At 63.8% G+C, this 19614-nt stretch carries 19 protein-coding genes and 1 other RNA gene; 12 read left to right on the top strand and 8 right to left on the bottom strand.

The window, feature by feature from the left end:
• Positions 1-96: 96 nt before the first annotated feature.
• From ndk to RM192_RS04390, 5 genes are all read right to left on the bottom strand, one after another.
• A complete protein-coding gene (gene ndk / locus RM192_RS04410; protein WP_305616089.1) occupies positions 97-519 on the bottom strand; it encodes a nucleoside-diphosphate kinase in 423 nt (140 codons plus the stop codon).
• A 27-nt stretch (positions 520-546) separates the two neighbouring features.
• Complete coding sequence (locus RM192_RS04405) at positions 547-1311, bottom strand: hypothetical protein (RefSeq protein WP_311506362.1); 765 nt, start codon at positions 1309-1311, stop codon at positions 547-549.
• Between the two features lie 5 nt (positions 1312-1316).
• Positions 1317-1748 (bottom strand): DNA polymerase III subunit chi, encoded by a 432-nt coding sequence (locus RM192_RS04400; protein WP_311506361.1) that lies wholly within the window; start codon positions 1746-1748, stop codon positions 1317-1319.
• Positions 1748-1900: a DUF2256 domain-containing protein gene (locus RM192_RS04395; RefSeq protein ID WP_311506360.1), complete on the bottom strand. Its 153-nt coding sequence runs from the start codon at positions 1898-1900 to the stop codon at positions 1748-1750. The genes RM192_RS04400 and RM192_RS04395 overlap by 1 nt, the downstream gene beginning before the upstream one ends.
• Before the next feature lie 135 nt (positions 1901-2035).
• Positions 2036-3493 (bottom strand): leucyl aminopeptidase, encoded by a 1458-nt coding sequence (locus tag RM192_RS04390; RefSeq protein ID WP_311506359.1) that lies wholly within the window; start codon positions 3491-3493, stop codon positions 2036-2038.
• 102 nt (positions 3494-3595) lie between these two features.
• Here RM192_RS04390 and RM192_RS04385 point away from each other — a divergent pair, with 102 nt between their 5' ends.
• The 4 genes from RM192_RS04385 to rsmA all read left to right on the top strand — a co-directional run bounded on the left by RM192_RS04385 (position 3596) and on the right by rsmA (position 9238).
• Entirely contained in the window at positions 3596-5866 is a 2271-nt protein-coding gene (locus RM192_RS04385; RefSeq protein WP_409233778.1) for an LPS-assembly protein LptD, read from the top strand.
• Between the two features lie 152 nt (positions 5867-6018).
• Positions 6019-7374, top strand: coding sequence for a peptidylprolyl isomerase (locus RM192_RS04380; protein ID WP_409233777.1), 1356 nt, complete (start codon positions 6019-6021; stop codon positions 7372-7374).
• A gap of 38 nt (positions 7375-7412) precedes the next feature.
• Complete coding sequence (gene pdxA / locus RM192_RS04375) at positions 7413-8420, top strand: 4-hydroxythreonine-4-phosphate dehydrogenase PdxA (RefSeq protein WP_311506356.1); 1008 nt, start codon at positions 7413-7415, stop codon at positions 8418-8420.
• Complete coding sequence (gene rsmA / locus RM192_RS04370) at positions 8417-9238, top strand: 16S rRNA (adenine(1518)-N(6)/adenine(1519)-N(6))-dimethyltransferase RsmA (RefSeq protein ID WP_311506355.1); 822 nt, start codon at positions 8417-8419, stop codon at positions 9236-9238. The genes pdxA and rsmA overlap by 4 nt, the downstream gene beginning before the upstream one ends.
• A 30-nt stretch (positions 9239-9268) precedes the next feature.
• Here the strand turns inward: rsmA and RM192_RS04365 are convergent, their stop codons facing one another.
• On the bottom strand, positions 9269-11398 hold the full coding sequence (locus RM192_RS04365; RefSeq protein WP_311508562.1) for a malate synthase G: 2130 nt from the start codon (positions 11396-11398) through the stop codon (positions 9269-9271).
• 177 nt (positions 11399-11575) lie between these two features.
• On the opposite strand from RM192_RS04365, the gene RM192_RS04360 reads away from it, so the two are divergent.
• From RM192_RS04360 to RM192_RS04345, 4 genes are all read left to right on the top strand, one after another.
• Positions 11576-12781, top strand: coding sequence for a hydrolase (locus tag RM192_RS04360; protein WP_311506354.1), 1206 nt, complete (start codon positions 11576-11578; stop codon positions 12779-12781).
• Complete coding sequence (locus tag RM192_RS04355) at positions 12781-13818, top strand: arginine N-succinyltransferase (RefSeq protein WP_311506353.1); 1038 nt, start codon at positions 12781-12783, stop codon at positions 13816-13818. Before RM192_RS04360 ends, RM192_RS04355 begins: the two co-directional genes overlap by 1 nt.
• A gap of 98 nt (positions 13819-13916) precedes the next feature.
• Entirely contained in the window at positions 13917-15182 is a 1266-nt protein-coding gene (locus RM192_RS04350; RefSeq protein ID WP_311506352.1) for an N-succinylarginine dihydrolase, read from the top strand.
• A gap of 138 nt (positions 15183-15320) precedes the next feature.
• Positions 15321-15569 carry a hypothetical protein gene (locus RM192_RS04345; protein WP_311506351.1) on the top strand — a complete coding sequence of 83 codons (249 nt, stop codon included), beginning with the start codon at positions 15321-15323 and terminating at the stop codon, positions 15567-15569.
• A gap of 282 nt (positions 15570-15851) precedes the next feature.
• On the opposite strand, the gene ssrA is transcribed toward RM192_RS04345, so the two are convergent.
• Positions 15852-16220, bottom strand: a transfer-messenger RNA (tmRNA) gene (gene ssrA / locus RM192_RS04340).
• Positions 16221-16265: 45 nt separating this feature from the next.
• On the bottom strand, positions 16266-16709 hold the full coding sequence (mscL, locus tag RM192_RS04335) for a large conductance mechanosensitive channel protein MscL (RefSeq protein ID WP_311506350.1): 444 nt from the start codon (positions 16707-16709) through the stop codon (positions 16266-16268).
• Between the two features lie 177 nt (positions 16710-16886).
• On the opposite strand from mscL, the gene RM192_RS04330 reads away from it, so the two are divergent.
• From RM192_RS04330 to RM192_RS04315, 4 genes are read left to right on the top strand one after another with little or no spacing between them, the layout of a single operon-like run.
• The gene (locus RM192_RS04330) at positions 16887-17513 is read left to right on the top strand and encodes a LemA family protein (RefSeq protein WP_311506349.1); all 627 of its coding nucleotides are present in this window, start codon (positions 16887-16889) and stop codon (positions 17511-17513) included.
• A gap of 1 nt (position 17514) precedes the next feature.
• Complete coding sequence (locus tag RM192_RS04325) at positions 17515-18357, top strand: TPM domain-containing protein (RefSeq protein WP_311506348.1); 843 nt, start codon at positions 17515-17517, stop codon at positions 18355-18357.
• Entirely contained in the window at positions 18357-19037 is a 681-nt protein-coding gene (locus RM192_RS04320; RefSeq protein WP_311506347.1) for a hypothetical protein, read from the top strand. The genes RM192_RS04325 and RM192_RS04320 overlap by 1 nt, the downstream gene beginning before the upstream one ends.
• Complete coding sequence (locus tag RM192_RS04315; protein WP_311506346.1) at positions 19034-19576, top strand: NUDIX hydrolase; 543 nt, start codon at positions 19034-19036, stop codon at positions 19574-19576. Before RM192_RS04320 ends, RM192_RS04315 begins: the two co-directional genes overlap by 4 nt.
• Positions 19577-19614 lie beyond the last annotated feature (38 nt).

Raw genomic sequence — 19614 nt, 5'->3', positions numbered from 1 at the left:
ACTCTCCTCTTTGCATCACCATAGCGCAGGTGGGACCCAAGAAAAAAGGGCCGAGTTTCCCCGGCCCTTTCTATCTCTGAGTGGCAGTGGTGCCGATCAGCCGACGATTTCTTCCGGCTTGAAGAAGTAGGCGATTTCGATCGCCGCGTTCTCGTCCGAATCCGAACCGTGGACCGAATTGGCTTCGATCGATTCGGCCAGTTCCTTGCGGATCGTGCCGGGTTCGGCGTTCGCGGGGTTCGTCGCGCCCATGATGTCGCGGTTGCGCTGCATCGCGTTCTCGCCTTCGAGAACCTGCACGACGACGGGGCCGGAGATCATGAACTCGACCAGTTCGCCGAAGAACGGACGCTCGCGGTGAACAGCGTAGAAGCCCTCGGCCTGTTCGCGGCTCATGTGGATGCGCTTGGAAGCGACGACGCGCAAGCCGGCTTCTTCAAGCATCTTGGTGACCGCGCCGGTCAGGTTGCGACGCGTTGCGTCGGGCTTGATGATCGAGAAAGTGCGGGTAACCGCCATGGGAATTGTCCTTGCAGGTATGGGAAATCAGTTGGGCGCGCCCCTAGCGGGCTTTGCGTGCGCGTGCAAGGCGGGGGTGCAAGCGTCATACCCCGCCGCAATTGCCCGCCGAACAAGCGGCGTTGGATCAGCCAGCGGATTTCTCCAGTTGGCGCGGCTTGGGTGAGTGAGGGTCACAACCCGCCTTCCCAAGGGGCATTCATGCACCGTGCTTGTCCAACCCCGTTTGTTTTGCTCGGTAAACTTGTCAATTTGGCGTTTCGCAGCCAGCTTTTGACGAACCCACGTCCCTGCAGTTTTACCAAAGCAAAGAACGGTATTGATCCCGAGGCTATCGATGACTGCTTGGTGAACTGGCCAACACGAAGCCAGAAGCTCAGCTTTTTCCCGCAGCAAATCTTTCTCGCTTCGCGACCGCACAAACACTACGTTGCTTGCGGGCACGTAACGAGGGTCGAGACCTAGGCCATCCAACATGTGAAGGATCTGGGGCTGCAACCCCCAAGTACCTGGAACGGCGCCTTCCCAGCTTTCATCAAGATACTCCGACCACGGTTCGCTCAAGTTCTTGAAGTTCTCGTTGTACGCGACAACAGATCTTGTGCTGTCGGTACAGGGCTGACCGCCTGGATTGAGCCCCAGAACGTAGACATCTGATTTGGCAGAGAAAGCTTCCTTCCCCGAATAGAAGATTGACCCCGGCCTATCCAAGATTTCTTTTGACAGATTCCCAACCGCGTCCCGGATCGCGCATGAAATTTTATCATAAGCCAGCATATGCTCGTCAATCACCCGCCCTACGGCCCTTCTTTCCACTTGCCCTGTTCTTGCCGCCAGTAACGGCGTTCCACGCCTTCGCGCGTGCCGAGCATGCGCCAGCAGCCGCGGGCATCGTCGATGCGGGAGGGCGGGAACAGCAGGAACACACGTTCGAAGGTGCCTTCGCGCCAGACGCCGTCTGCAAGGGCGAGAAACTTCGCGCCGTTGGCGGGTTCGGTGGCATCGGACAGCAGGATTGGCTGGCGGTCAGCGTGGGGATCGGTGGCGAGACCGTTGGCGAGGAAGGTTTCGGGCAGGCGTGTCCACAGCGCTTCGCTGGCGCGCTTTAGCTGGGCCGAATCCTCAGAGACGACCAGCAGGCGCTCGCCCGCCGCCAAGGTATTGCGCGCGATCAGCGGCAGCACCTGTTCAGCGGGGTCATTGGTCAGCTGATAGAAATCGACGCGCATCAGACCGCTTTCCCCTTCCCGCTGCGGCAGCGATCGGAACAGAACTTCACGTTATCCCAGTCCCGCTCCCACTTCTTGCGCCATGTGAACGGCAGGCCGCACCCGGCGCAAGTCTTCGTCGGCAGATCAGACTTGCGCCGCATTTTAGGCATTATTTTTGACCCTGCGGGGTGCGCAATCCGCATCCGCGAATTGCTTGCGGCACCGGCCCGCTCCCCCGGCCCGACCACCCAAAGTATACTCGACGGGCAGTCGGGCCGGGGAAGCGGGCAGATGCCGTGTCAAGGTCAGCCCTCCAGCACGTCGCGGACGTAGCGGTCGAGCAGGCGGACGCCGTAGCCGGTTGCGCCCTTGTCCCAGGTTGCGCCGGGCTTGTCGGCCCAGACCATGCCTGCAATGTCGAGGTGCGCCCATGCGACGCCCTTGTCGATGTAGCGGTGAAGGAACTGCGCGGCGGTGATCGAGCCGCCATAGCGCGGGCCGACGTTCTTCATGTCGGCAATGGGGCTGTCGATCAGCTTGTCGTAAGCCGGGCCGATGGGGAAGCGCCACAGCTTGTCGCCGCTGCCCTTGCCCGCAGCGTCGAGTTTGCCCGCCAGCGCATCGTCATTGCTGAACATCCCGCCGTATTCGTGGCCGAGCGAGATGATGATCGCGCCAGTCAGCGTGGCAAGGTCGATCACGGTCTTGGGGCTATATTCCTTCTGGACCCAGGTGAGCGCATCGCACAGCACGAGGCGGCCCTCGGCGTCGGTGTTGATGACTTCGACGGTCTGGCCGGACATTGAAGTAACGACATCACCGGGACGCTGCGCGTTGCCATCGGGCATGTTTTCGACAAGGCCGCAGACGCCGATCACGTCAGCCTTGGCCTTGCGCCGAGCGAGCGTGAGCATGGTGCCGGCGACCGCTGCCGCGCCGCCCATGTCCCACTTCATGTCTTCCATGCCGGCTGCGGGCTTGATCGAGATGCCGCCGGTATCGAAAGTGACGCCCTTGCCGACGAAGGCGGTGGGCTGTTCGGCGTTCGCGCCCTTCCAGCGCATCGCCAGCAGCTTCGGCTCGCGCACCGATCCCTGCGCCACGCCAAGCAATGCGCCCATGCCGAGCGCGGTCATTTCGGCAAGGCCGAGCACGACGATCTCGACGCCGGTGCCTTCAAGTCGGGTCTTGGCGCGTTCGACGAAGCTTTCGGGGTAAATGATGTTGGCGGGTTCGGCGACGAGTTCGCGGGTGAATTCCACGCCCTCGGCGACGGCGCTTTCAATGTCCCATGCCGCAGAGGTGCCTTCGGGTGCACCGACGGCGACCACTTCTGCGAGCGAGCGCTTCTGCTCTTCGGCCAGCTTGGTGCGGTACACGTCATGGCGCCAGCCGCGCAGGCGCGCGCCGAGCAGGACGGCGGCGGCTTCGGTGCCCGATAGGCCCGAGCCGGTGAAGTCGATGGCAAGCGAGGTTTCGCCCGAGGTCAGGTACTTCGCCGTCAGCGCGGCTCCCGCTTTTTCCAGCGCGGGGAGGCGTTCAGCGCCTTCGCTCTTGCCGATTCCGGCCAGCGCAAGCCGCTTCACGCCGCTGTCCGCACCGACGAACGCCTCGAATACCTGACCCGCCTTGCCGGTGAAGCGCGCGGCGCCTGCGCCCTCGCGCACCACCGCATCAAGATCGGCGGGAAGCGCGTCCTGCGCCACCAGACGGGCTACGAGGCGGGGAAGCGGGGCATCGCTGGTGCGAAAAACGACCTTCATTCAGCACTCCTGTCGGAAAAGACGTCACGCTTCGGCGCAAGGATGGCCAAGGCGGAAATTGTGGAATTGCAGTTAGGGTGCACTGGTGCGATAGGCAAGCGCATGCAACCCGCCCGGCGGCCGCAGCCGCAAGCCCTTGATCGACGCTTGCGCCTTGCGCGCATCACCATGACCGCCGCCGGATTCGGACTGGCCGCCTTTGCGGCCCTTCCCGCGCTGGCGCAGGACGCGCCCGCGCAGCCGGCTCCCAGCGCCGCGCCAGCGCCCGACGATGTGATACGGTTCGAATCCGACAAGGTCCGCTACGACAGCAATGCGGAACTGGTGACGGCCGAGGGCAACGTGGTCCTGCGCCACGAAGACCAGACCGTGCGCGCCGACAATGTCGTGTGGGACCGCAAGACCGGCAAGATCGACGCCAGCGGAAACATCCGTCTGGTCGATGACGACGGCAATATCGTCTATACCGACAAGATCGAACTGACCGACGAATTCAAGGCAGGCGCGATCGAAGATCTGCTGATCGTGCTGCGCACTGGCGGGCGGCTCGCGGCGAAGAGCGGCGTGCGTGATGCCGATGGCAACATGATGCTCGAGTCGGCAGCCTATTCGGGCTGTTCGGTCGAGGACAACAAGGGTTGCCCCAAGAATCCGAGCTGGGAAGTCACAGCTGCGCGCGTCTATTTCGACGCGAAGGAAAAGCGGGTGAAGTACTATGGCGCGACGCTGCGCCTGTTCGGCATCCCGATCCTGCCGCTGCCGGGGCTTGGCCACACATCGGACTTCCGCGCCGAGACCGGGCTGCTGATTCCCGATTTCCGGCTGAGTGCCTCCAACGGAGCGGAAATCAGCGATACCTGGTACTGGCGTATCGCCGACAACCGCGACTTGGCGGTGACCGGCACGTTCTATACGCAATCACTGCCGATGCTGTCGGCCAAATACCGCCATCTGACCAATCTCGGCGCATTCCAGATCACCGGTTATGCAACGCGCAGCTCGCGCATTCCGGTGGGCGGGACCGATACGGCCAAGCTGCAATCGTGGCGCGGCTATCTCGAAGCCAACGGCAAGCTGCAGTTCTCGCCGCATTGGAGCCTGACAGGCAACGGGCGCATCGCGTCTGACCGCACGTTCCTGCGCCGCTATGACATCAGCCGCGACGACCGGTTGCGCTCCTCGCTCAATGTGGAACGGATCGACGACAACAGCTACCTGAGCATTGCCGGGTGGATGACGCAGACCGTGCGCGTCGACGATCCGCAAGGCATGGTGCCGCTCGCCCTGCCAGCCATCGACTATCGCCGCCGCCTGATCGTGGACGGGCTTCCCGGCAAGTTCGAGTTCGAGGCCAACAGCCTCGCCATCCTGCGCACCGCCGGACAGGACAGCCAGCGCGCCTTCGCCCGCGCGCAATGGGATTTGCGCACGATCACCGGACTTGGTCAGGAAGTGACGCTGACCGGGCTGGTGCGCGGCGACGTTTATCACAGCGCCGAGAACGAATTGACCGAGACGGCGATCTATCGCGGGCTGCCGGGTTGGCAGACGCGCGGGATTGCCACGGCGGCGCTCGACGTGAAATGGCCGTTCGTGGGCAGTCTGCTGGGCGGCGCACAAGTGCTGACGCCGCGCGTTCAGGTGGTGGCGACGCCGGGCGTGCGCAATTTCGAGATTCCGAACGAGGATTCGCGCTCGGTTGACCTCGAAGACACCAACCTGTTCGCGCTCAACCGTTTCCCCGGCCACGACCGGATCGAGGATGGCGTGCGCTTCACTTATGGCTTCGACTGGAACTACCAGCGGCCGGGCGTGCGCATCGCCACGACCATCGGGCAGTCGTACCGCCTGTCGAGCCAGAGTTCGATCCTGCCGCCGGGCACGGGGCTGACCAGCCGCGCGTCGGACTATGTCGGACGCACCAGCATCCGCTTCGGGGATGTCGTCAAGCTGACGCACCGTTTCCGCATCGACAAGGACACGTTTGCGCTGCGCCGCAACGAGTTCGACGCGACGCTGGGCGACCACCGCCGGTATGTCGAGGCGGGCTATCTCAAGCTCAATCGCAACATCACGAGTTCGTTCGAGGACCTGCAGGACCGCGAAGAACTGCGCTTTGCCGCACGCACGCCGATCACGCGGGCATTTTCGGTGTTCGGCTCGGCCATCGTCAACCTGACCGACCGCGACGAAGACCCGACGCTGTCGTCGGACGGGTTCCAGATGCTGCGCCACCGCATCGGGGTCGCCTATACCGACGATTGTCTCGATGTGTCGTTCACCTGGCGGCGCGACTATGTGACCACGGGCGATGCCGAGCGCGGCAATTCGTTCCAGATTTCGCTTTCGCTCAAGAACCTTGGGGTGAAATAGCGAGTAAAAGCACCGAGACTTGCCCTTTTGCGCGCGATACGCCACTCAGCTTGCGTTAAGCCGCTTGCGGCCAATGCCCGAGGATAACAGAAGGCCGCCGCCAGACGCCAATCTGAGCGGACCAGTTCGACAGGACCACTTACCCGACCATGATGTCCAAGCTGAAGATCAACCGCAAGACGGCCATTCGCTCGATCGGAACCGCCGCGCTTGCGTTCGGGACGTTTGCCACTGCCGCCACGCCGGTGCTGGCACAGGGCGCCAATGCGCCGCTCAACATTCCGGCCAACCCGGTGATGTTTGGCAAGAACGACCCGAACGTGCGCCGCGCCACCGCCATCGTCAATGGCGAGATCGTGACGGGCACCGATGTCGAACAGCGGCTTGCGCTGATCGTTTCGGCCAATGGCAACAAGGTCAGCGGTGAGGAACTGGAGCGTCTGCGCATGCAGGTGCTGCGCAATCTGATCGACGAGACGCTGCAGATTCAGGAGGCCAAGGCCTCGGACGTCCCGGCAGACGATGCCCAGGTCGATGCGACATATGACCGCGTGGCGACGCAGAACTTCGGCCAGTCGCCCGAAGCTATGGAAAAATATCTTGCGCGCGTCGGTTCGTCGTCGGCATCTTTGAAGCGGCAGATCCGGGGCGAGCTTTCGTGGCAGAACCTGCTGCGCCGCAACGTCCAGCCCTTCGTCAACGTGTCCGAGGGCGAAGTGACCGAAATGATGCAGCGTCTGCAGGCCTCGAAAGGCACCGAGGAATACCGCATCGGCGAAATCTTCCTCGCGGCAACCGACCAGAACAAGCCGCAGGTCTTCGCAAACGCTGAAAAGATCGTCGAGCAGCTCAAGGGCGGCGGCAGCTTCGTCGCTTATGCCCGCCAGTATTCCGAAGCCTCGACGGCTGCGGTTGGCGGCGATCTTGGCTGGATCAGGCTTGCGCAACTTCCGGCAGAGCTGGGCGCGGCGGCAACCGGCATGGCCCCGGGCCAGCTGGCAGGCCCGGTTGAAATCCGTGGCGGCTTCTCGATCCTGTACCTGATCGACAAGCGCCAGGTGTTGACCGCCGATCCGCGCGACGCGCTGCTCAGCCTCAAGCAGATCTCGATCGAATTCCCCAAGGGCACGAACAACGACGTGGCGGGCAAGAAGGCCGCTGAATTTGCCGCGATGGTCAAGACGATCAAGGGCTGCGGCGATGCCGATGGCGCAGCGTCGAAGATCGGCGCGACGGTGGTCGCCAATGACCAGATCAAGGCGCGTGACCTTCCCGGCGCATTGCAGGAAACCCTGCTGAACCTGCCTGTCGGTCAGACCACCCCGCCGTTCGGTTCGATCGACGAAGGCGTGCGCGTGCTGATGCTGTGCGGCCGCGACGATCCGCAGGTTTCGAGCGGCCCCAGCTTCGACGAACTGATGTCGCAGATCGAGGACGACCGCGTGAACAAGCGCGCGCAGACCTACTTGCGCGACCTTCGCCGCGATGCGGTGATCGAATACAACTGATTGTCGCCAAGCGCGCTACGAGAGTTTAGGGGGAGCGCATGACGCTCCTCCTTCCCCTTGCCTATTCCATCGGTGACCCTGCGGGCGTCGGGCCGGAACTGGCCGCGGCGGCATGGGCCATGCGCGCTGACGAAGCGTTGCCGCCGTTTTTCGTGGTCGGCTCGGCGCGGGTGATCGAAGAGGCGGCACGGCGGCGCGGGCTGTCGGTTCCGGTCTGCGCGGTCAAGGCGCCTGACGAAGTGGCCGGGTGCTTTGCCGATGCCTTGCCAGTGCTTGATCTGGATGACCTGCCCTACGATCCCGGCACGCCCGATGACGCTGGCGCTTCGCTGGCGCTGAATGCACTGGCGACTGCGACCGGGCTTGTCCGTTCGGGCGCAGCGGCGGCGCTGGTGACCGGCCCTGTCGCCAAGAGCCGCTTGGCCCGGGTAGGGTTCTACCATCCGGGGCAGACCGAATTCGTGGCAGAAGCCTGCGGCATTTCGCCCGAGAATGCGGTGATGATGCTGGCAGGGCCAAGCCTGCGCGTGGTGCCGATCACGGTTCACGTGGCTTTGCGCGACGTGCCGGACCTGCTCACGGCGGAACTTATCCGCAACCGCGCGGCAATCACTGCTGCGGCGCTGATCCGCGATTATGGCATCGCCGCGCCGCGCTTGGCCGTTGCCGGGCTAAACCCGCACGCGGGCGAGGATGGGCGCATGGGATCGGAAGATACGGAGATTGTCGCGCCTGCTGTGGCCTTGCTGCGCGAGGCAGGTATTGACGCCTTCGGCCCGCTGCCGCCCGATACGATGTTCCATGCCGAGGCCCGCGCGGGCTATGACGTGGCGATCTGCATGTATCACGATCAGGCGCTTATTCCCTTGAAAGCACTCGATTTCGACGCAGGCGTCAACGTGACACTGGGCCTGCCGATTGTGCGCACCTCGCCCGATCATGGCACCGCGTTCGGCATTGCCGGGACCGGCACTGCGCGCGTCGGGCCAACGATTGCAGCACTGCGCATGGCCGGGGATTGCGCCCGGCGGAGACTGGGACAATGACCGACCTTCCCCCCTTGCGCGAGGTCGTCAACCGGCACGGGCTTATCGCAACCAAGGCGCTGGGCCAGAATTTCCTGTTCGACGAACAATTGCTGAGCCGTATCGCCACGGTGCCGGGAAAGCTCACGGGTGAAAACGTGCTGGAAGTCGGTCCCGGCCCCGGCGGCTTGACGCGTGCGCTGCTGCGCGCAGGCGCGAACGTGACCGCAATCGAGATGGACAAACGCTGCCTTCCGGCGCTGGCCGAACTGGAGGAAGCCTTCCCCGGCCAACTGACCGTGATCCAAGGCGACGCCACCAAGATCGCGCCCGAGACGCTGTTCGATGGCCCGTGGCATGTGGCGGCAAACCTGCCCTACAATGTCGGCACCGCGCTGTTTACCGGCTGGCTTTCCGGGCAGGCCTGGCCGCCACAGTGGAAATCGCTGACGCTGATGTTCCAGCTCGAAGTGGCCGAGCGGATCATCGCCGCGCCCGGTTCGGACGCCTATGGCCGCCTCGCCGTACTGGCGCAGTGGCGCGGCACGCCGCGCATTGCGATGAAGGTGCATCGCAGCGCTTTTACTCCGCCGCCCAAGGTGATGTCGGCCATCGTGCATGTGGTGCCGGGACCGATGCCCGAGGGTGTTTCTGCGCGAATGCTCGAACGCGTGACCGAAGCTGCGTTCGGCCAGCGCCGCAAGATGCTGCGTCAGTCGCTCAAGGGCCTGCCGGGTGCGATTGATGCCTTGGAGGTATTGGGCATCGACAGTCAGCGCCGTGCCGAGACGCTGGATGTGAGCGAGTTCGTGGCGATTGCGCGGGTGCTGACCAAGTAGGGCGAGCGCAAAGGCTCGCCCCCGGAAATCTCAAGCCAGCTCTGCCACTTTCGCCATTGCCGTCTTCTTCTTGCGCCGCCACGCGTGGAGCAATGGCTCGGTGTAGCCGTTGGGCTGATCCTCACCGTTGAACACAAGGTCGCAAGCCGCGCGGAAGGCGTAGCTTTCCTCCCAGTTGCCGGCCATCGGTTCATAAAGTGGATCGCCCGCATTCTGGGCATCGACCTTGGCGGCCATGCGCTTGAGGCTGTCCATGACCTGATCGTTGGTAGCGACGCCGTGGAGCAGCCAGTTGGCCATGTGCTGGCTGGAAATGCGCAAGGTCGCGCGGTCTTCCATCAGGCCGACGTCATTGATGTCGGGCACCTTGGAGCAGCCGACGCCCTGATCGATCCAGCGCACGACATAGCCGAGCAGACCTTGCGCGTTATTGTCGAGTTCCTCGCGCACTTCGGCTTCGGACCAGTTGGTGCCCTCGGCCAGAGGAATTGCCAGCAGAGCGTCGAGGCCGGGAGTTTGCTCCTGCGCGACGGCTTCCTGCACTTCGAACACGTTGACCTGATGGTAGTGCATCGCGTGGAGCGTGGCGGCGGTGGGCGATGGCACCCATGCCGTGTTCGCGCCGGTGCGGGGATGCGCGATCTTCTGCTGCATCATGTCGTGCATCATGTCGGGCGCGGCCCACATGCCCTTGCCGATCTGCGCCTTGCCGGAAAGACCATGGGCGAGGCCAATGCAGACGTTGCGCTTCTCGTAAGCGGCGATCCAGCCCGAGCCCTTGATCGCGCCCTTGCGGATCATCGCGCCTGCCTGCATCGAGGTGTGGATTTCGTCGCCAGTGCGGTCGAGGAAGCCGGTGTTGATGAAGACGATACGGTCGCGCACGGCCTGAATGCAGGCAGCGAGATTGGCCGAAGTGCGGCGCTCCTCGTCCATAACGCCGACCTTGACGGTATGGCGGTCCAGCCCGAGCAGGTCTTCGACTGCGTTGAACAGGTCATTGGTGAAGGCGGCTTCTTCCGGCCCGTGCATCTTCGGCTTGACGATGTAGATGCTGCCGGTGCGGCTGTTGCTGACGGTGCCCAGCCCCTTAACATCGTGCATGCCGATGGCCGAGGTGATGACTGCGTCCATGATGCCTTCGGGGATTTCGGAGCCGTCGGCCAGCAGGATCGCCGGGTTGGTCATCAGGTGTCCGACATTGCGCACGAACAGCAGGCTACGGCCTGGCAGGGTCAGTGTCTCGCCATTGGGCGTGGTCCATGTCCGGTCTGCTTCGAGCGTGCGGGTCAGCGTCTTGCCGCCCTTCTGGAAGCTGGCCACCAGATCGCCGCGCATCAGGCCAAGCCAGTTGCGATAGGCGAGCAGCTTGTCCTCTGCATCAACCGCCGCGACCGAATCTTCCAGATCAACAATGGCGGTGAGCGCCGATTCCATGATGATATCGGAAATGCCCGCCTTGTCCGCGCTGCCGACCGGGGTGGAGCGGTCGAGCACGATCTCGACGTGGAGGCCGTTGTTGCACAGCAGAATGCTGCCAGGCTTCTGGCCTGCGAACTGGTCCCCGTTGCACAGCGCTGGCAGGCCCGCACCGTCCCAATCGGCCCAGCTGGAACCGTCCAGCGGGAATGTCAGGTCGAGGAACGCCCGCCCTGCCCGCACCACTGCAGCGCCGCGTTCGCTATCGTAGCCACCCGGACGCGCCGGGGGAGCGTCGAGCGCATCTGTGCCGTACCACGCATCATAAAGGCTGCCCCAGCGCGCGTTGGCGGCGTTGAGGACGAAGCGGTCATTGAGGACGGGAACGACCAGTTGCGGCCCGGCCATGCCCGCAATCTCGCGGTCGACATTGTGCGTGCCGATGGTGAAATCGTCCGGTTCGGGGACGAGGTAGCCGATGTCGGTGAGAAACGCGCGGTATTCGCCCATGTCGATGGGCTTGCCCTTGCGCTCATGGTGCCACGAATCGATCAGCGCCTGCAGCGCATCGCGCTTGTCCAGCAGCATGCGGTTTACCGGGGCGTGATGGGTGACCAGCGCGGCAAAGCCCTGCCAGAAGACCGTGGCATCTAGGCCCAAAGGCCCGAGGACTTCGCTGTCGATGAAAGTGGCGAGGGCTACATCAACCTGAAGCCCGCTGCGCTCGATACGTCCGTTCATTTCACCCATGTCCATTCGCTCACATAATCTGCGCCCACGGGCAATGCCACGCGCGCCGAATCCGTTGAACCTGGGGAGGAACGCCGCAACCTATGCCGCATCGCTACCCGCTTGGCAATCATGCGAAAGTCCACAGGGGGTTCACCCGGCACGCGGGAACCGCTACGACGGTTTCAGATGCAACAGATTTCAACGACCGAACAGCGCCTGATGGACAGGATCGACGCCGCCGCCATGCTGGCGCAGGTGGAACTGTGGTGCGAAATCAATACCGGCACCGGCAACCTGCCCGGCCTTGCGCAGCAGTGGGATCTGCTGGCCGAGGCTTTCGCAGCGCTGCCGGGTGCAGTGCACAAGGTCGAGCCTGCGCCCGTCACCGCCATCGCTGCCGACGGCAGCGAGATCGCAACGGCCAATGGCGCACATCTGGTGGTTTCGGTGCGTCCGGATGCGCCGCGCCGATTCCTGCTGACGGGGCACATGGACACGGTGTTCCCGCCCGCTCACCCGTTTCAGACGCTCCGTTGGCTGGATGGCGAAACGCTGAACGGCCCTGGCGTTGCCGACATGAAGGGCGGCATCGCGGTGATCCTTGCCGCGCTCGGTGCATTCGAGGCCAGCCCTGCAGCGGCATCGGTCGGCTATGACGTGATGATCAATGCGGACGAGGAGACGGGGAGCCTGTCCTCCGCCGCGCTGATTGCCGAACTGGCCCGGGGCAAGGCGGCGGCGCTGACCTATGAGCCGTCCGCCCTGCCCGATGGAACCTTGGCAGGCGAGCGCCCCGGCAGCGGCAATTACAGCGCGATCATCACCGGGCGCTCGGCCCACGCGGGGCGCAATCCGCAGGACGGGCGCAACGCCATTCTCGCCGCCGCCGATCTCGCACTGCGGCTGAAGGCGCTGGAGGAGCCGGGGCTTTCGGTAAACCCGGCCCGGATCGACGGGGGCAGCGCGAACAATGTCGTGCCCGATCACGCCGTGCTGCGCTTCAACGTGCGCCCGCGCCTGCCCGACCTGGCGCAGCGCTTCGATGCTTCGCTGCGTGAGGCCATCCGCGTGATCGAGAAGCTGCACGATGTCTCGATTCACCTCCACGGCGGGGTTTCGCGCCCGCCCAAGCCACTGACCGAAGATGCCACCGCGCTGTTCGGGCTGGTGCGCGAATGCGGCGCGGCTTTGGGTCAACAGATCCGCTGGCAGGCCTCGGGCGGGGTCTGCGACGGCAACAACATCGCCGCCTGCGGGGTGCCGGTGGTCGACACGATGGGCGTGCGCGGCGGGGCGATCCATTCGGCGGAAGAATATCTGATCGTGCCTTCGCTGGCCGAGCGGGCGGCCCTGTCCGCGCTCGTCCTGCACAGGCTCTCTGGGGGAAGCTGATGACGTTCCGTATCCGCGCCGCACGCGCGAGTGACCTGCAGCCGCTGTACGAAATGGCCAAGCTGACCGGCGGCGGCTTCACCAACCTGCCGCCTGATCGCAAGTCGCTGACGGCCAAGCTGGAACGCGCCGCCGAAGGGTTTGCCAACGAGGCAGACGGCGATCCCAAAGATCTCAAGGACGAACTGTTCGTGCTGGTGCTGGAAGACAGCGCGACCGGCGAAGTGCGCGGGACGGCACAGATCTTCACCAGCGTCGGGCGGCAGTGGCCGTTCTATTCCTACCGCATGGCGACGCTGACGCAGCATTCCAAGGAGCTGAACCGCACGTTCCGCGCTGAAATGCTCGGGCTGGTCACCGACCTTGAAGGGTCGAGCGAAGTGGGCGGGCTGTTCCTGCACCCGTCCGAACGCGCAGGCGGGCTGGGCATGTTACTCGCTCGCAGCCGCTACCTGTTCATCGCGATGCATCGCCAGCGCTTTGGCGACAAGATCCTGGCGGAACTGCGCGGGGTGATCGACGAGCGTGGGGGATCGCCGTTCTGGGACGGCGTGGCCGGGCGCTTCTTCGGCATGAGTTTTCAGGAGGCGGACTATTTCAACGCGATCAATGGCAACCAGTTCATTGCTGATCTGATGCCCAAGCACCCGGTCTATATCGCGATGCTGCCTGAAAGCGCACGCTCGGCCATTGGATTGCCGCACCCTTCGGGCCGCGCCGCGATGCGTATGCTGGAGGAGGAAGGCTTTGCCTATGAAGGCTATGTCGACATTTTCGACGGCGGGCCGACGATGACCGCGCGGACCGACCGGGTGCGATCGATCTGCGAGGCCCAGCAGACGGTGGTGGGGCATGTAAAGGCGCCGGAGGGTAGCGGCGGCACGATCAAGTCGCTGGTCGCAACGGGGCGACTCGCGGATTATCGCTGCACATTCGCCGAAGTGGCGATAGCCGCAGACGGGTTGGTGATAGACCCGGTGGCGGCGGCTGCGCTGAGCGTTGGCGTGGGCGATACCGTCTGGCATGTCAGTAGATAAAACCTGCCCCTTGGTGCCGAGCGCAGTCGAAACACCGCGCGCCTGTGTCTCGACTGCGCTCAACACGAACGGGACTTTGGAAAGTCGGGAAACGCTTGATGCCTCTCGTTGAAATCAATTTCGATGGCCTTGTCGGGCCAAGCCACAATTACGCGGGGTTAAGCCTCGGCAATCTCGCTTCGGCCAGCCATGCGGGCGAAGTTTCCTATCCTCGCGCGGCTGCGCTGCAGGGCATTGCCAAGATGCGGCACAATCTCGGGCTCGGGCTGGTGCAGGGCTTTTTCGCGCCGCTCCCCCGGCCCAATCCTGTGCTGCTTGGCGCGCTCGGGCTGCATGCGATCGACGAGAGCGACGCTGCACAGCGCCGGTTGCGCGCAGCGGCATGGTCGGCCTCGTCGATGTGGACAGCCAATGCCGCCACGGTCAGCCCAGCGCCCGATACGGCCGACGGGCGCTGTCATCTGACCACTGCGAACCTCGTGACGATGCCGCACCGTTCGCAGGAATGGCCCGATACGGTGCGCCAGTTGCGCCTGGCCTTTGCCGACAAGGCGCACTTTGCCGTGCATGATGCAGTGCCTCCCTGCTTTGGCGACGAGGGCGCGGCGAACCACATGCGCATGTGCGCCGCGCACGAGGCGCCGGGCCTCGAACTGTTCGTCTATGGCAGGACCGGCGGCGCGTTTCCGGCGCGCCAGCACGAGCAGGCAAGCCGTGCCGTGGCACGCCTCCACGGCCTCGATCCAGCGCGCTGCCTGTTCATCGAGCAATCGGGCGAGGCCATCGCGGCCGGCGCATTCCACAACGATGTGGTGGCGGTGGCCAACGAGCGCGTCTTGTTTACCCACGAGCAGGCCTTTGCCGAGCCGGACGCGACCTATGCCGCAATCCGCGCCAAACTGCCCGCGGCCGAAATCGTCGTCGTGCCGGCGAGCGCAGTGAGCCTCGCCGAGGCGATCAAGAGCTACCTGTTCAACGCGCAACTGCTGACGTTGCCGACCGGCGAGATGGGGCTGGTGATCCCGCTGGAGGCCTGGGAAATGCCTTCGGTGCGCGGATGGCTGGAAGGGCATATTGCATCCAACGGACCGATCCGGCGGGTGCTGCCGGTCGATGTGCGGCAATCAATGGCCAATGGCGGCGGGCCTGCCTGCCTGCGCCTGCGCGTTGTCGCCGATCCTGCCACCGTCGACCCGCGCTTTCTGGTGGACGAGGCGAAGCTGGCGCTGCTGGAACGGGTGGTCGCCGCGAATTGGCCGGAACAGATCGATCCCGTTGATCTTGGACACGAAACGCTGGCGGCTTCGGTGATTGCGGCGCGCAATGCCTTGCTGGCAGACCTCGACCTTGCGGAACTTGCCTGACCGGTCGCGCGTATTGCGGATGCCCACCCTGTCGCCGCAGTTTACAGTGAACAAAAGTTTAACTGCTCACTGTCCAGCAATATATGAACTGGCACGATCGTTGCGACGCAGCCCGGCAGAAGAGGATAAGTGTCCCACATGCTGCAAAAGATCGGTCGCCTGTTCGTTATCAAGACCCGCTTCGAGGCGTTTGCGATCATCTATGCGCTGGCATTGGGCGCAGTAGAGCGCGGCAAGGCTTATATGTTCCAGTACCCCGGCTTTGGCGGCAAGCTGCTGTTTCTGGCGGCGACGGGCGCGGTGTTCGTCGCGGGCGCAAAGATCCTCGATGCGGTGCGCATGGAGAATGCTGCGCGGGCGGAGGCGGCGGCTGGGACTGAGGCTTAGGGTAATGACCTATTACCTGCGCCATTCCGGCGTCCCGCAGGGATTTGACCAAAATGGCCAGCTGCTGCGTTGGATGGGCTTGAAATAGAATGGCTATTCCTGCGTCCATCCGCCTTGCATCAGGCCATTTTGCTTCAAACCTCGAAGGCGCAGGTAATAGGTCCTGAGCCTAACCCATGCCGATGCGAGCGTGCTTCGACAGGCTCGGCACGAACGGGTTTCGGGGTGCTGCGGATTTGGGGAAATAGGGCGATTCTGTTGCTAGGCTCGCCCCCAGCCCCCGGTTTCCGATTCTGTTACCCGGTTCGGTCCGAACCGTGCTCTAACTTTATAACTTCAGGGCGTTAGCCCCTAGAATTATGCAGCGAGAGCAAGTGCTTCGTTGTCGTTGGCACTTGTGAGTTGTGAGCCTATAACAGGTTACTCAGCCTGGGCAAAAACAGCGCTTTTCAACACACGTCGATCCTAGTTCGGCCCCATCAACACCCTTGCGACAACAAGGCCCGCATTCGCAAGAACACGGTAGTGATGGTGGAGCCGCCGGGTACCGCCCCCGGGTCCGCTGTGCCTATTGCACGCCGCAGTTTATCACCATAGCCGGCCTGAGCCGGCAGGGACCCATATAGGCAGCGCTGCAAAAATGAAAAGGGCTGGATTGCTCCAGCCCTCATTGCATCGTCATATTCGGGAAGAACTTCAGCCCTTCGCCCGCAGTGCATCGCGGATTTCGGCGAGAAGTTCGACTTCGCTTGGACCGGCAGGAGCCGCAGGGGCTTCTGGCGCAGGCTTGGCCATGACCTTGTTTGCGCCTTTGACGATCAGGAACACGACGAAGGCAAGGATCACGAAGTTGACGATCTGGGTGATGAAATCGCCATAGCCGATCATCGCCACGCCTGCCGTCTTGAGATCGGCATAGCTGGTAGCATCGCCCTTGAAGTCAGCCGGGAGATCGCCAAGCTGGATGAACATGTTGGTGAAATCCTTGCCGCCCGAGACGAACCCGACGACCGGCATGATCACGCTTTCGGTAAGCGAGGTGACAACTTTGCCGAACGCCGCGCCGATGATCACACCCACGGCCAGATCGAGCACGTTTCCGCGCGAGATGAACTCCTTGAATTCGCCAATCATTCCCATGACAATCCCCTTGCTATCGTTAACCATAGACCCGCGTCCATCGTTGCCACCGAGGACGGGGCGTCACAAGCCTCAATCGGTTGCATATCGGTCCCACTCTTGAAGTGCGCCCCCTGTGCGCTATCTCTTGCGCATGTCGGACCGCGCGTGCGGTCCATCAAAGGGGATAGATGCAAGATGGCCGCTTCGCGCTTTTCGCAGATCGCTTTCGCCACTGTCGCTGCTGCCAGCCTTTCGGCCTGCGGCATAAATTCGGTCCCCGCGGCCGAGGAAGAGGCCAAGGCCCGCTGGGCAGACGTTGAAAGTTCGTACCAGCGCCGCGCCGACCTGATCCCCAACCTTGTCGCTACGGCGAAGGGCGCGGCGGCATCGGAAACCCAGATCCTCACCAACGTGACCGACGCCCGCGCGCGCGCCACGTCGATCAACATCACGACCGACGATCTTTCGAACCCCGCCGAATTCGAGAAATTCCAGAGCGCGCAGAATCAGTTGACCCAGGCACTGGGCCAGCTGCGAACGGTGGTGGAGAACTATCCGCAGCTGCAGAGCCAGGCGCGTTTCGCCGACCTGATGGTGCAGCTTGAGGGTACCGAGAACCGCATCAACACGAGCCGTACGCGCTACAACGAGGCTGTGCAGGCCTACAACACCACGATCCGCACTTTCCCCGATGCCATCGGCGCGAAGCTGATCCACGGTGCGAAGCCGATGGTGCCGTTCAAGGCCGCCGCCGGTTCGGAGGCTGCGCCGACGGTGAACTTCGACATGACCGCGCCTGCTCCCGCAGCTTCGGGCAAGTAACATGACCCGCCCCCAAGGGGCTTTGGCGCGAGCCTTCTGGCAAGTTGTCGCCGTGCTGTTCCTGCTGATCGCAGGAGCGGCGCAGGCGGCCATGCCTGCCAAGCCTGCAGGCCCGGTGCTCGATCAGGCCAATATCATTCCTGATGCCGAGGAAGCCGCGCTAGGCCAGAAGCTGTCAGCCTACAATGCCCAGACCGGGCGGGCAGTGGTGGTGGCGACGGTTGCCTCGCTCGATGGGCAGGAGATCGACACTTACGGGACGCAACTCGGCCACCTGTGGGGCGTTGGCGGGAAGTCGACCGATCAGGGTCTGATCCTGCTGGTTGCCCCTAACGAGCGCAAGGTCCGCATAGAGGTCGGTTACGGGCTGGAGGAATACCTGCCCGACGTGCTGGCCGGGCGGATCATTTCGGGCGCAATCACGCCGCGCTTCAAGGCGGGCGACTATCCCGGCGGCATCAACGCCGGGATCGACCAGATCCTGACCCAGCTGAACCGCGACCCGGCCGATGCCAAGGCGGTTGCCGAAGCTGCTGCCGCGGCGCAGCGCGAAACGTCTTCGAGCGGCGGATCGTCATTCGCCGGAGCGATCTTCTGGGTCGTGATGATCGTATTCTTCATGTTCGTGTTCGGCAGGCGCAAGCAGGGCTTTGCCCAACGTCGCAGCGGGATCGATCCCGGCATCGTGCTGTGGGGCCTGAGCGAGCTTGCGCGGGCAGCGTCGGACAACCGCCATTCGGGCGGCAGTGGCTGGGGCGGCGGCGGAGGCTCTGACTCGGGCGGCGGCTTTGGCGGATTTGGTGGCGGCGACTTCGGTGGCGGCGGCGCTTCGGGGGATTGGTGATGGCAAAACCCACGATGAGCGAGGCCGACCACAAGCTGGTATCCGATGCGGTTGCGGCGGCAGAAGCGCAGAGCGCCGGCGAAATCGTGACGATCGTGACGCCGCGTTCGGATTCCTACCACGATGTTGCGCTGGTCTGGTCCGCGCTCGTAGCTTTCGCGGCGCTCTGCGCGCTGGAAATCGCACCGTTGTTCTATCTCGAACTGGTCGAGCGTTTGCTTGGGCTATGGGCGCACGAATGGAGCCCGCGCGCGGTGCTCGGCCTCGCGCTGACCGTCGCTGCGCTCAAGTTCGGCGGAATGTATCTGCTGATGCGGTTCACGCCGCTCGGGCGCTGGCTCACTCCGCGCCGGGTGCGCAATGGCCGAGTGCGCGAGCGGGCTCTCACCTGCTTCCGTGTCGGCGCGGAAAGTCGCACGTCGGGCCGGACCGGGGTGCTGATCTACCTCAGCTTGGCCGAACATCGCGCCGAGATCATCGCCGATGCGGCCATCGCCTCCAAGGTTTCGCCCGAGACGTGGGGGATTGCGATGAAGGCGATGCTGGACCCGCTGCGGCAGGGCCAGATGGCGCAAGGCATGGCCGCTGCCGTGGCCGAAGTTGGCAAAGTGCTGACCGAGCATTTCCCGCGCAGCGACGATGACGTCAACGAATTGCCGGACAGGTTGATCGAAGTATGAGCCTTGAGGAAGAGTACCGCGACCACCCTGAGCAGATCCGCTGGGAGGGCCGCTACATCGTCGCCAAGACGCGCGGGCGGTGGGAATATGTCGGGCGTAACCGCAATATAAAGGCGGCGGTGATCCTGGCGATCGATGATGGCCATGTGATCCTGGTCGAACAGTTCCGCGTGCCCTTGGGCCGTCCATGTATCGAACTGCCCGCCGGGCTGATCGGCGACGAGGCGGGCGCGGAAAACGAGGACGCAGCGGTGGCTGCCGCGCGCGAGCTTGAGGAAGAGACCGGCTACCGTCCGGGCCGGGTCGAATCGCTCGGCGAGTTCCATTCCTCGCCCGGCATGGTCACCGAGGCCTACACGCTGTTCCGCGCGCACGATCTGGAAAAAGTTTCCGCAGGCGGCGGCGTGGAAGGTGAAGGCATCACCGTGCACCGGATTGCCCTTACGGAAATCGAACACTTCCTCGCGGCCAAGCGCACCGAGGGCTATGCCATCGATACGCGGATGCTGCTGCTGCTGTCGCCTGGCATCATGGGCTGATCTTTCCAAGACTTGCGTGGTCGCTCCCAACTTGCTTC

Origin of the sequence: Novosphingobium sp. MMS21-SN21R, assembly GCF_031846015.1 — a bacterium.
Taxonomy (GTDB): domain Bacteria; phylum Pseudomonadota; class Alphaproteobacteria; order Sphingomonadales; family Sphingomonadaceae; genus Novosphingobium.
Note: the sequence above shows the minus strand (reverse complement) of the source record. Positions and strands in the feature narration are given on the sequence as shown.

Coding starts and splice junctions, on each gene's coding strand:
- ndk (WP_305616089.1), bottom strand. CDS start 519: ATGGCGGTTACCCGCACTTTCTCGATCATCAAGCCCGACGCAACGCGT.
- RM192_RS04400 (WP_311506361.1), bottom strand. CDS start 1,748: ATGCGCGTCGATTTCTATCAGCTGACCAATGACCCCGCTGAACAGGTG.
- RM192_RS04395 (WP_311506360.1), bottom strand. CDS start 1,900: ATGCCTAAAATGCGGCGCAAGTCTGATCTGCCGACGAAGACTTGCGCC.
- RM192_RS04390 (WP_311506359.1), bottom strand. CDS start 3,493: ATGAAGGTCGTTTTTCGCACCAGCGATGCCCCGCTTCCCCGCCTCGTA.
- RM192_RS04385 (WP_409233778.1), top strand. CDS start 3,596: ATGCAACCCGCCCGGCGGCCGCAGCCGCAAGCCCTTGATCGACGCTTG.
- RM192_RS04380 (WP_409233777.1), top strand. CDS start 6,019: ATGTCCAAGCTGAAGATCAACCGCAAGACGGCCATTCGCTCGATCGGA.
- pdxA (WP_311506356.1), top strand. CDS start 7,413: ATGACGCTCCTCCTTCCCCTTGCCTATTCCATCGGTGACCCTGCGGGC.
- rsmA (WP_311506355.1), top strand. CDS start 8,417: ATGACCGACCTTCCCCCCTTGCGCGAGGTCGTCAACCGGCACGGGCTT.
- RM192_RS04365 (WP_311508562.1), bottom strand. CDS start 11,398: ATGAACGGACGTATCGAGCGCAGCGGGCTTCAGGTTGATGTAGCCCTC.
- RM192_RS04360 (WP_311506354.1), top strand. CDS start 11,576: ATGCAACAGATTTCAACGACCGAACAGCGCCTGATGGACAGGATCGAC.
- RM192_RS04355 (WP_311506353.1), top strand. CDS start 12,781: ATGACGTTCCGTATCCGCGCCGCACGCGCGAGTGACCTGCAGCCGCTG.
- RM192_RS04350 (WP_311506352.1), top strand. CDS start 13,917: ATGCCTCTCGTTGAAATCAATTTCGATGGCCTTGTCGGGCCAAGCCAC.
- RM192_RS04345 (WP_311506351.1), top strand. CDS start 15,321: ATGCTGCAAAAGATCGGTCGCCTGTTCGTTATCAAGACCCGCTTCGAG.
- mscL (WP_311506350.1), bottom strand. CDS start 16,709: ATGGGAATGATTGGCGAATTCAAGGAGTTCATCTCGCGCGGAAACGTG.
- RM192_RS04330 (WP_311506349.1), top strand. CDS start 16,887: ATGGCCGCTTCGCGCTTTTCGCAGATCGCTTTCGCCACTGTCGCTGCT.
- RM192_RS04325 (WP_311506348.1), top strand. CDS start 17,515: ATGACCCGCCCCCAAGGGGCTTTGGCGCGAGCCTTCTGGCAAGTTGTC.
- RM192_RS04320 (WP_311506347.1), top strand. CDS start 18,357: ATGGCAAAACCCACGATGAGCGAGGCCGACCACAAGCTGGTATCCGAT.
- RM192_RS04315 (WP_311506346.1), top strand. CDS start 19,034: ATGAGCCTTGAGGAAGAGTACCGCGACCACCCTGAGCAGATCCGCTGG.